General features: G+C 40.7%; 6 protein-coding genes. All 6 read left to right on the top strand.

The genetic code is table 11. The features are described from left to right. The first annotated feature begins 4 nt into the window (after positions 1-4). Positions 5-1,666, top strand: coding sequence for a GH39 family glycosyl hydrolase (locus tag ACO1QW_RS10715; RefSeq protein WP_486258350.1), 1,662 nt, complete (start codon positions 5-7; stop codon positions 1,664-1,666). Positions 1,667-1,749: 83 nt separating this feature from the next. Further along, complete coding sequence (locus tag ACO1QW_RS10710) at positions 1,750-3,117, top strand: TolB-like translocation protein (protein ID WP_486258348.1); 1,368 nt, start codon at positions 1,750-1,752, stop codon at positions 3,115-3,117. Positions 3,118-3,120: 3 nt separating this feature from the next. Further along, positions 3,121-4,701, top strand: coding sequence for a family 43 glycosylhydrolase (locus ACO1QW_RS10705; RefSeq protein ID WP_486258346.1), 1,581 nt, complete (start codon positions 3,121-3,123; stop codon positions 4,699-4,701). 15 nt (positions 4,702-4,716) lie between these two features. Continuing rightward, positions 4,717-7,500, top strand: coding sequence for a glycoside hydrolase family 2 protein (locus tag ACO1QW_RS10700; RefSeq protein WP_486258344.1), 2,784 nt, complete (start codon positions 4,717-4,719; stop codon positions 7,498-7,500). A 402-nt stretch (positions 7,501-7,902) separates the two neighbouring features. Next, complete coding sequence (locus ACO1QW_RS10695; RefSeq protein WP_486258342.1) at positions 7,903-9,144, top strand: oligogalacturonate lyase family protein; 1,242 nt, start codon at positions 7,903-7,905, stop codon at positions 9,142-9,144. Positions 9,145-9,166: 22 nt separating this feature from the next. Further along, entirely contained in the window at positions 9,167-11,986 is a 2,820-nt protein-coding gene (locus ACO1QW_RS10690; RefSeq protein ID WP_486258340.1) for a glycosyl hydrolase, read from the top strand.

The following is an 11,986-nucleotide window of genomic DNA, read 5'->3' as shown; positions in this document are numbered from 1 at the left end:
CAAAATGAAACGATTGCTGTTTTTCCTTTTCTTTTTCTCGAAAGCATTTGCGCAAACAGCATCCATCAATGTTGATCTGAAAAAAGAAACAGGCGATATGAAACCCGTGTGGGCTTGGTTTGGTTATGATGAACCGAACTATACTTACATGAAAGATGGAAAGAAATTGCTCACAGAGATTTCAAAACTCAGTCCTGTTCCTGTTTATGTTCGGGCACATAGTTTGTTGGTAACAGGTGATGGTACACCTGCATTAAAATGGGGAAGCACCAATGCCTACACCGAAGATGCAAACGGCAATCCCATTTACAATTGGAAAATCATCGACAGCATTTTTGATACATACATTCAACGTGGAATGAAACCGTTGGCACAGATTGGTTTTATGCCGGAAGCTTTATCAACTAATCCGCAGCCATACAAACATGATTGGAAACCCGGCGATCCTTATTTCAAGATCATTACAGGTTGGGCTTATCCACCAAAAGATTATAACAAATGGGCCGAGTTGGTTTTTCAATGGGTGAAACACAGTGTGGAGCGTTACGGCAAGAAAGAAGTGGAGAGTTGGTATTGGGAATTATGGAACGAACCGAATGGTTACTGGAAAGGAACAAAAGAAGAATTTTTCAAATTATACGATTATACGGCTGATGCAGTGAAGCGTGCATTGCCCACTGCAAAGATCGGCGGTATTAATATTGCCGGTACTGCAAGTAAAGGTGCGCAGGAGTGGTTACACGCATTTGTAAAACATTGCTACAGTGATACCAATTATGTAACAAAGAAAATAGGTTCACCCGTTGATGCGATCTTATTTCATGCAAAAGGTTCACCTAAAGTTGTAAACGGACATGTGCAGATGAATATGGGAACGCAACTGCGGGATATCAATGCCGGTTTCAAATTTGTTGCATCGTATCCGCAGTTAAAACATCTTCCTGTGATCATTGGAGAATCTGATCCCGAAGGTTGTGCTGCCTGTGGTATGCATACGAATCCTGAAAATGCATATCGCAACGGAACGATGTTTTCCAGTTATACAGCTGCATCTTTTGCACGTAAATATTTATTAGCTGATTCATTCAAGGTTAACTTTCTTGGTGCTGTATCATGGGCTTTTGAATTTGAGAATCAACCCTGGTTCTATGGCTTTCGTGATCTTGCAACGAATGGTGTTGATAAACCCGTGCTGAATGTGTTCCGCATGTTTGGTATGATGAAAGGGAAACGAGTATTGGTGCAAGGCAACCAAATGTATGATTTGAAAACAATGGTTGATTCAAGTGTACGTAGAAAATACAATGATGTTGGTGGATTAGCCGCAAAAGATAAACGTTCCGCAACTGTGATGTTGTGGAATTATCATGATGATGATGTAAAGAAGGATGCATTGGCTGTTGCCGTAAACATCAATGGATTAACTGCAACAACAGTAACCGTTACTGAATATCGTATTGATGATGAACACAGCAACAGTTATGAAGTGTGGAAGAAAATGGGCTCGCCGCAAAATCCAACAAAAGAACAAATTGCAGTTTTGGAAAATGCGGGACAATTAAAAACCATCGGTGCTGTCAAGAAGATAAAAGTTGTGAATGGAGCTGTGCAATTGAATATTGTTCTGCCACAGCAGGGTGTGAGTTTATTAAAATTAGATTGGTAAATATATATGGGCTAAAGCCCTTAATATTTTGCGATTATTACTTGCCCTGCCCTTAAGGGCAGGGCAACCTCAAAACAAGAAACATGAAACAGTTTTTTATTCTTGCAGGGTTATGTGTGTCGATGTTTGCATCTGCACAAATCGGTAAACGTTTTCCATCGGAGCGAAAGGAAATGAAAGATCCTGTTACTGGTGCACGTTTGGTGTTTTTAACATCAACACCAACAGGTGATTCTAAAATTTATCAAACACATAATCAATGGACGAGCGATGGCGAATGGCTTATCTTTCGCAGCAACCGTGCACGCAATGAAGCATTGGCTGTGAATGAAAAAACGGGCGAGATGGTGCAGGTAACAGAAGGTGGCTACGCCGGTATGCTCAACATTGCACGCAAAAGCATGAAGCTGTATTTCATGCGTTATCCACAGCGTGATACTGCAAGAAGAACACAAGGAGATACAACACGCAGAAGAAATCCTATTCCGTTGCAGATCGTTGAAGTTGATTTAGCAAAAGTATTCGCCGACAGTAAAGCAGGAAAGATGCAGCCTGCACATATCTATCAACGTATATGCGGCACAATCCCAATTGAACTGGAAGGTGGTGGCGATATGGCATTGGATGGAGATGAGGAGTGGGCTTATTTTCGTGTTGGCAAAACGGCTGCAGCAAAGCATTTAACTGAAGGAACAAAACCGGCTGATAATTTCGGACCACGCAATATGGGTGCAGGACCAAACGGTATTGCAGCAATGAATGTATTAACCGGAGAAATAAAATATGTGATATCAGTTCCGTTTCAGATAGGTCATATACAAAGTAATCCGTGGATGCCCGGTGAAATTGTGTTCTGTTGGGAAACCGGTGGTAAATCACCGCAACGTACATGGACGGTGAAGCGTGATGGAACCGGTCTTCGTCCGTTGTACCCCGAAGCAGAATACGAATGGGTAACACATGAAGCGGTAATAGGTAAAGATGAAGTGGCAATAGCGATTATGGGTCACCGTAAGATTGGTGGCGTTGATACCACAGGTACAGCTGTTGGTGGTGCAAATCCCGGACAGGATCCTGCATGGGGCCCATCGGGTACCAGAGAAAAGCCAACCGGTTTAGCCATTGTGAATTTGCGCACAAGAGAAAGTTATATTGCCGGACAAACAAAAAGCGGAAGTGGTTTGTGGCATGTGAGTGGATCGCCGGACGGACGTTGGGCTGTTGGCGATGATTTCAAACGTGATATTTATCTCATCGACAGACATAGTAATGAAATGATCTTGTTGTCTGCAGGTCATAAGCCAACTGCGGCCGATCATCCGCATCCAACCATGAGTGATGATGGAACAAAAATTCAGATTCAATCAGCGATGTTATCAGCAGATGGAAAATCGATGAACATCTGCATTATTTATTTACCGGAAGAATGGTTGAAGAGAAAATATAAATAATTCATGAAGCAATTTCTTGCCCTTAAAATTGTTGTGCTGTTGATGTGCTTGAGTGCACACGCACAATTCCTCAACATCAAGAACGATGTGTTCTGGAATACAAAAGAGGGGCAGCCCATCTATAGTCAGGGTGGCGGTATCTTTAAGTTCAACGATGTAAACGGAAAAGAAAAGTATTACTGGTACGGCGTGCATTACAAAGAAGCAGAGACTTATCGAAACGATCCTTCTGTAACCTTACCTAATGCCACGTTTGAAGCGGTAACCTGTTACAGTTCTACCGATCTGGTGAACTGGACCTTTGAAGCAAATGTGTTCACCAAAGAAGAAGCATTTAAAAATTCGCCCAGAACATGGGTAGGCCGTTTAGGTGTTGCCTACATCAAAGAGATGAGCAAGTATGCAATGTTTGTGCAGCATGGTAACCAGGTGTTGATTGCACTTGCCGATTCTCCTACAGGTGCATTCAAATGGCATCAACGCATTAGTATGAAGGAAATGATCGGCACAACTAATACCGGCGATCAAACAATATTTACTGATGAAGACAGTGGTAAATCGTATCTCATCTATTCTTATGGCAGCGGAAGAAATAAAATTTATGTTTCTGAGATTGGTGTAAAAGATGGCATGGTGAATCTGCTCGACTGCACAAAAATATTCCAGGGCGAAAGCAGGGAAGGGAACTGCATGTTTAAATACGAAGGCAAGTACTACATGGCTGCTTCAAACATTTATGGTTGGGATGCATCGTATGCGTATTACTTAGTGGCCGATGATATTCGTGGGCCTTACACGCCAACCAATAATATGCAGGTGATGAAAGGAAGTGAAAACGATTATGCGCATGTAACACAAACGGGATTCTTCTTTAATGTGAAAGGAAGTAAACAGGAAACAGTTGTGTATTGTGGCGATCGCTGGGCCAACTTTGCAGGCAATGGATTGGGTTATAATCAATGGTTTCCGCTTTCATTTGCTGGAAGTGAACCTTATTTCAATTCACTTGGCTCCTGGCACATCAATGCAAAAACAGGCGAGTGGAAAATTGCTGCTGATAATAACTATGTCATGAATGGAAGCTTTGAAGCAGACAGAAGAAGAATCCCCAGTCATGTAAAACCAGTACAGGAATTTTTATTGGGATGGATTACGACTGTGATTGAAGGCAACAAAGTTTCACTCGACAGTAGCAACTCACCTGTATTGAATTATTTCAATACAGAAAGCGACCGAAAGATTGTGATTGGCGAAAAGAGTTTGCAGATCAGCGATAAAGTCAACTTTAAAAGAAAAGTATCACAAATTATTACTTCATCTCCCTATGTAAAACTGGAAGACGGCAATTACACACTCACAGCTAAAGTAAAGAACAGCACCGGTTTTGGAAAGCTTGCAATGTATGCTGAGAGCAATGGTAAAATTCTAATTTATGGTATTCAAACAGAAAATACCTCATGGAAAACAATAACTATTGAGGGCATTATGGTGAAAGCCGGAAAAGTAGAGATCGGCTTTCTTGCAGAAGGAATGGCCAATGCGTTTTGTTATGTAGATGATGTAACACTTGTGAAGATCAAATAAAAAAAGAATCGTTTAATGAGAATAAATATTTATCGCATATTGAGTGCAGTAAGTTGTTTCCTGTTCATGAATGGAGCATTGTTTGCACAGCAAACGGAGATCCGTTACTTGTCAGGCACAGATAAAGATCATACGGTCAACTGGGAATTCTTTTGTACAGGCGGAATGAACAGCGGTAAATGGACAACCATACCTGTTCCATCCAATTGGGAATTGCAAAGCTTTGGTGCTTATAACTATGGACACGATGAAAAAGGCAATGACAAAAAGAAAAGCACGGAACAGGGTTTATATAAGCGTCGCTTTGTTGCAGATAAAACATGGGCCAACAAACAAATTGAAATTGTGTTTGAAGGAGTGATGACAGATACTGAAGTAAAGTTGAATGGACAAGTGGTTGGGCCGATTCATCAAGGCGGGTTTTATCGTTTTCAATATAACATCACAGCATTTATTAAACCCGGTGTTGAGAATTTGCTGGAAGTAAATGTCAGCAAAGTAAGTGCCGACAGTACTGTAGACAATGCAGAACGTGAAGGAGATTTCTGGGTCTTTGGTGGTATCTATCGTCCGGTGTATTTAAAAATTTTACCTGCTTCTTTTATTCAGCGTGTGGCCATTGATGCAAGAGCCGATGGAAAATTTGCAATGGATGTATTTGCTGAACAAGTGAAAGAAGGAGATGAAATAACTGCACAGGTTAAAACATTAAAAGGCATTGCGTTTGGAAAACCATTCACTGCAACTGTAACAAATACTTCAGAGAAAATTCAGTTAACAAATAGTTTTGCGAGTCCAAAACAATGGAATCCTGAATTTCCAAACCTTTATACTGTTGAAGTAAGTCTTCGTCGCAAAGGGAAAGTTGTACATCTATTTCATCAGCGATTTGGTTTCAGAACAGTGGAAGTAAGAAAAGGAGATGGCATCTATGTAAATGGCGTTAAGATCATGATGAAAGGTGTGAACCGTCACAGCATTTGGCCGGAGAGTGGAAGAACATTAAGCCGTAAAATTCATTTGATGGATATTGAAATGATGAAGGACATGAATATGAATTCGGTTCGGATGTCACATTATCCACCTGATCCTGAATTTTTAGATCTATGTGATTCACTCGGTTTGTTTGTATTGGATGAATTAACAGGCTGGCAGAATAAATATGGAACACCCGTAGGTGAAAAATTGGTGAAAGAAGTGGTGACAAGAGATATAAATCACCCTTCCATTTTATTTTGGGACAATGGTAATGAAGGTGGCTGGAACACTGATCTCGATGATGATTATGCATTGTACGATCCCCAAAAAAGAGTCGTGTTACATCCCTGGAGTAATTTTAATAACGTTGACACCAAACATTATCCTGATTATAGTTATGTAGAAAAAGCTGCAGAGAAAGGCGATGTGTTGTTGCATACAGAAATGATTCATGGGTTATATGATGGAGGTCATGGTGCAGGGTTAGATGATTACTGGAAACTCTTTCGTAAAAATCCAAGACATGCAGGCGGTTTCTTATGGGTATTAAGTGATGAAGCAATTGTGCGGAAAGATTTGAAAGATAGTTTAGACACTGATGGCAATCATGCACCCGATGGCATTGTTGGGCCACATCGTGAAAAAGAAGGTAGCTATTATACCATCAAAGAAATATGGAGCCCTGTACAAGTTGCAAAACCAATACTTGATAAAAACTTTGCAGGAAAATTATCCATTGAAAATAATTATCTCTACACGAATCTGTCTTCCTGCAAATTCAAATGGGAGTTGTTGAAGTTTCCATTGGCAAAGGATAAGAAGACCGGTCATGCTGTTATCATATCCGGCAATACATCCATTGCGCTGCCAGCAGGAAAAACAGGAACACTTCAATTAACGCTTCCTGCAAATTGGATGAATGCAGATGCATTATCATTCACAGCAACGGATCAATACGGTCGTGCATTATGTACATGGGTATGGCCCATTCAACAACCGGCAACAATTACTGCATCAAATATCGCAGCAACAAAGAAACCCGCAAATACTATAAAAGAATCTGTTGAAGGTAAAATACTCTCCATCGTTTGCGATGGTATCAGGTACGATTTTGACACAAGCACCGGTTACTTAACAACTGTTACCAAGAATCAACAACTGATTCCTTTTGGGAATGGACCTGTGTTAGCAGGAGAAAAACAAGCACTGCAAAAATTTAATCATTCAAAACGCAGCAACAATACGTATGAAGTAGAAGCAGAGTATACAGGTGATGCTTCACTCAATGTGAAGTGGACATTTACAGGTGGTTCACCTGCAAAATTGGAATACAGTTATACGCAATCGAAAGCTGCAGATTTTTATGGCATCACGTTCAATGTAGATGAGACAAAACTGAAAGGAATGAAATGGTTAGGTGCCGGCCCTTATCATGTGTGGAAGAATCGTTTAAAAGGCGCACCACTAAACGTGTGGCAGAAGAAATACAATAAAGCTGTTACAGGCGAAGTCATCAGTTATCCTGAGTTCTCAGGTTATCATGGCAATGTATATTGGATAACGGTTGAAACGACGGCTTCTTCTTTTACGGTTTATACAGATAAAGAAGATCTGTTTGTGCAAATGTTGAAACCACGCAAGGCATCCACCACATTTATCCCGCATGTGAATCCACCATTCCCTGAAGGTAATTTTGGATTCTTAAATGCCATTGCACCTATCGGTACAAAGTTTAGAGCTGCCAATTCAATGGGCCCACAAAGTCAAAAGAATGATCCTGTTTCGGGAACAATAAGTGGAAGTCTTTGGTTTGAATTTTAAATCTTGTCAGTCGTTTACGAAAATCAACTTTGTTTCATCGCCTATCGATAGTATGAAACCGTAATTATGAGCTGCGAGGAGGTAAAACCGGTGAAATAAGTATATTGCAGTCCAGAGTTATTCCAAGTTCTTATGAGAAAAGTCATTAATCCCAAACTTTTTACGCTCGCTATTACAATCATCGTGCTTGAATGTACGATGGTCAGGTTCCGCTCGAAATTCCCAATCAATGTAGCCTACATCATCATTGTCGTTAATTTCCTCTATTTTAATTTTATCTTTTTCCCCGATGTACGCAGAAGGTACCGGGCGCTGAAACAGGCGGAAAAGTAGCAGGATTGTACAGGATAACCGTCCTGCTTTTAAGTCTTTACTTTATAGGCTGTTTAAAAGCTGTATAAAATGAAATTTCTCTCAACGGTTGCTCTGCTGTTCGCTACTGTATTGTCCCTGCATGCACAGGAAGTCCTCGAAACCGGTGGCAAAAAAATGCCGGACGAATGGATCGATAAAGACACCAAACATCGTGTCGTCAAATTAACAAGAATGGAAGGCAGGAGTAATCTCAGCTTTTACTTTCACAACAATCCTTTCATTGGCAACTCGATGGTGTTTTACAGCAGCAACAAAAACAATGTTGACAGCGTACGTAAACAGGAAATCTCAACCGTTGTTTCTGGTAACCGTCAAATCCATTTGCTTGATCTCAAAACATTAAAGAGTGAACAATTAACCTATCATCGTTTGCCTATGAATGGCGAGATCGTTGATAACAAAAAAGGAATTGTCTATTACCAGATCAGGGATACTGTATTCAGCGTAAATGCAAAAACAAAAGAAGTGAAAACTGTTTTTGTTTTCCCTGCTGATTTTAAAGGAACCGTTACAGCTATTAATGCAGATGGTACATTGTTAGGCGGAGCAAAATCAAGTGACGAAGAAAAAGAACTCTTTAAAAAATATCCCAACAAGTCAAGCTACTTCGATATTATTTACGAAGCAAAGCTGCCACGTACCTTGTTCACGATAAATGTAAAAACAAAGGAATTAGACAAAGTGCACAGCGACAGTGCATGGCTCAATCATGTGCAATTCTCAACTACCGATCCAAATCTTTTGATGTTTTGTCACGAAGGCCCCTGGCATAAAGTGAACCGTATCTGGACGATTGATGTAAAGACAAAGAAGATCACACAGATTCACAAGCGTATCATGGATATGGAAATAGCGGGGCATGAGTGGCCCAGTGTGGATGGCAAAATCATTTGGTACGATCTGCAACAACCACGCAGCACCAAATTTTATGTGGAAGGTCATAACGTCAACAACGGACAAAAAAAAAAATACGAGTTGCAACGGGATGAATGGAGTATTCACTTCAACAGCAATAAAGACAATTCATTGTTTTGTGGTGATGGTGGTAATTCAGGACAGGTTGCAAGAGCAAAAGATGGCATGTGGATCTATTTATTCAAACCCGATGGCGATAAGTTTGTCTCCACACGATTGGTGAATATGAAGCATCACAATTATCGTCTTGAACCAAATGTACATTTCAGTCCCGATGGCAAATGGGTGATCTTCCGTGCTAACTTCGAAGGCATTGAGAATGTCTATGCCGTTGAGATCAATGAAACAAAATAAACATCAGCTTATCAACACACGAATGAAAAAATTTATCAGCCTTCTTTCTTTTAGTTGTTCCATCATCATTGCTCAGGCACAGATCAATTGGCCTTCTGTTACAAACGTAACCAAACCATGGACACGTTGGTGGTGGGAAGGCAGTGCCGTAAATAAAGCTGATCTTACCTGGAACTTACAGCAATACCAGCAAGCCGGCTTAGGTGGCGTGGAGTTAACACCCATCTATGGAGTAGAAGGTTACGAAAAACAATTCATCGATTTTTTGTCGCCGCAATGGATGCAGATGTTCACCTACACACTCAACGAATCAAAACGTTTAGGTCTTGGTGTTGATTTAGCAAACGGAACCGGATGGCCATTCGGTGGGCCTTGGGTAAAGGATGAAGACGCCAGCAAAACAATTCTCTATAAAACCTATAAACTCAATGCTGGCGAACAATTAAGCGAAGCTGTTGAATACAAACAGGAAGGATTTATCCGCACAGCCAATAACAAACCTGCAACTTTCGATCAGGTGTTGAAACCTGTCTGGACAAATAAAAATTTGCAGGCATTGGCATTGGATCAGATTCAATATCCCGGCAAATTGCCTTTACAAACATTGATCGCTTATTCTGATAAAAATGAAACGGTTGATCTGACAACAAAGGTTGATGCAAATGGAAAATTAAACTGGACTGCTCCAAACGGCAATTGGACCTTGTATGCATTGTTCCAGGGCTTACATGGAAAGATGGTAGAGCGTGCTGCTCCCGGTGGTGAAGGTTATGCCATCGATCACTTTTCATTGAATGCAGCGACGAATTATTTTAAAAAGTTTGATGCTTCTTTCAAAGGTTATGATATCTCTTACCTCCGTTCGTTCTTCAACGATTCGTATGAAGTAGATGATGCACGAGGACAAAGTAACTGGACACCATCTTTCTTTGAAGAGTTTAAAAAGCGCAAAGGCTACGATCTCAAAACACAATTGGCTGCGTTGTTTGGAAAAGATGCTGCAGAGAAAAACAGTCGTGTAATTTATGATTACCGTTCCGTGATCGATGAACTGCTGCTGGAGCATTTCACCATGACATGGAAAAAATGGGCAGGCACCAAAGGCAAGATGTTGCGCAATCAATCGCATGGTTCACCTGCAAACACATTGGACTTATACAGCGTTGTTGATATTCCCGAAACAGAAGGCACAGATATTCTGCGTTTTAAATTTGCTACATCAGCAGCGAACGTATCGGGTAAACAATTGGTGTCGTCTGAATCTGCTACATGGCTCAATGAACATTTCTTATCAAGCTGGGGCGATGTGAAGAAAGCAATCGATCTTTATTTCCTCGGTGGAGTGAATCATATTTTTTATCACGGTACTGAATATTCACCCAAAGAAGCAAAATGGCCAGGCTGGTTGTTTTATGCAGCTGTGCATTTTCAGCCAACGAATCCGCAATGGAAAGATTTTCATGTGTTGAATCAATACATCACACGCACACAAAGTTTTTTACAGAAAGGGAAACCGGATAATGATGTGTTACTCTATTACCCAATCGTTGATCGGTATGCAGAGCCTGGCAATGTGTTGCTGCAGCATTTCGATGGTATGGAACGGAATTTTGTGAACACAGAATTTGAACATGTATCAAAATGGATGGTGGAGAAAGGATATAGTTTTGATTTCTTTAGTGAACGTCAGTTGCAGAAGTTTACCAATAGCGGAAGCAATATCATCAGTAGTGGCAATGTCTATCGCACTATTTTATTACCTGCGAATAAACTCATTACTGAAAAGGCAATGCAGCAGTTGATGAAGCTTGCACAACAAGGTGCAACCATTCTTATTTATAAAAACCTGCCACAGGATGTACCGGGCCTTAATCAACTGGATGCAAGAAGAAAAACATTTCAGCAACTCATCAGCCAGTTGAAGTTTTCAAAATCAGATAATTTACAGAAAGCAATTGTCGGCAAAGGCGCCTTCATGATCAGTGATGACCTCGATGTATTGTTACTCACTGCAAAAGCAAGAAAAGAAAGCTATACCGAAAAAGGCCTGTCTGTTCTTCGTCGTAAGAATGCAGAAGGAACCATGTGGCTCATCAACAACCGCACTGATAAACCTTTTGAAGAATGGATTGAATTAAACAGCAATGCCGCTTCTTTTGGTTTGTTTGATGCCATGACTGGCAAGAAAGGCTTAGCGAAATGGAGAAAGAATGAAAAAGGCGCTGTTGAAGTGTTGTTACAATTACAATCGTATGAAGCCGTCATTGTACAATCGTACACAACAAAGAAAACAGGCACTGCATTTCCATACAAAGAGAGCATGGCACAGCCACAGGAAATAAAAGGAGAGTGGACGATCAATTTTCTTGATGGCGGACCAACCATTCCTGCACCCATCACAACAACAGAACTAAAATCATGGACTTTATTAGGTGCTGATGATGTAAAGAATTTCTCCGGCACTGCGAAGTATACCATCTCATTTGCAAAACCATCCAATCATACAGGTTCATGGTTACTTGATCTCGGCAATGTTGATGAAACAGCGGAGGTAATTCTCAACGGTAAAAAAATCGCAACTGTTATCGGGCCCGTGTTTCAATGTGTAATTCCTGCATCGGCAATGCAATCAAATAGTCAACTCGAAATTGTTGTTGCCAACTTAATGGCCAACCGCATTATTTACATGGATAAGAACAAACTTCCCTGGAAAATATTTTACAACACCAATATGCCAGCACGCAGAGCGGAGAATGCAAAGAATGGAATTTTTACAGCGGCAGCATGGAGTCCGTTATCATCCGGATTGCTTGGCCCTGTTACACTCACTGCATTAAAATAA

Source organism: Lacibacter sp. (assembly GCF_057361365.1).
The sequence above is the reverse complement of the archived record's forward strand: the minus strand, read 5'-3'. Positions and strand labels throughout refer to the sequence as shown.

What these genes read in the sequence shown, in the direction of transcription:
- ACO1QW_RS10715 (WP_486258350.1), top strand. Translation starts at nt 5, where the DNA reads ATGAAACGATTGCTGTTTTTCCTTTTCTTTTTCTCGAAAGCATTTGCG.
- ACO1QW_RS10710 (WP_486258348.1), top strand. Translation starts at nt 1,750, where the DNA reads ATGAAACAGTTTTTTATTCTTGCAGGGTTATGTGTGTCGATGTTTGCA.
- ACO1QW_RS10705 (WP_486258346.1), top strand. Translation starts at nt 3,121, where the DNA reads ATGAAGCAATTTCTTGCCCTTAAAATTGTTGTGCTGTTGATGTGCTTG.
- ACO1QW_RS10700 (WP_486258344.1), top strand. Translation starts at nt 4,717, where the DNA reads ATGAGAATAAATATTTATCGCATATTGAGTGCAGTAAGTTGTTTCCTG.
- ACO1QW_RS10695 (WP_486258342.1), top strand. Translation starts at nt 7,903, where the DNA reads ATGAAATTTCTCTCAACGGTTGCTCTGCTGTTCGCTACTGTATTGTCC.
- ACO1QW_RS10690 (WP_486258340.1), top strand. Translation starts at nt 9,167, where the DNA reads ATGAAAAAATTTATCAGCCTTCTTTCTTTTAGTTGTTCCATCATCATT.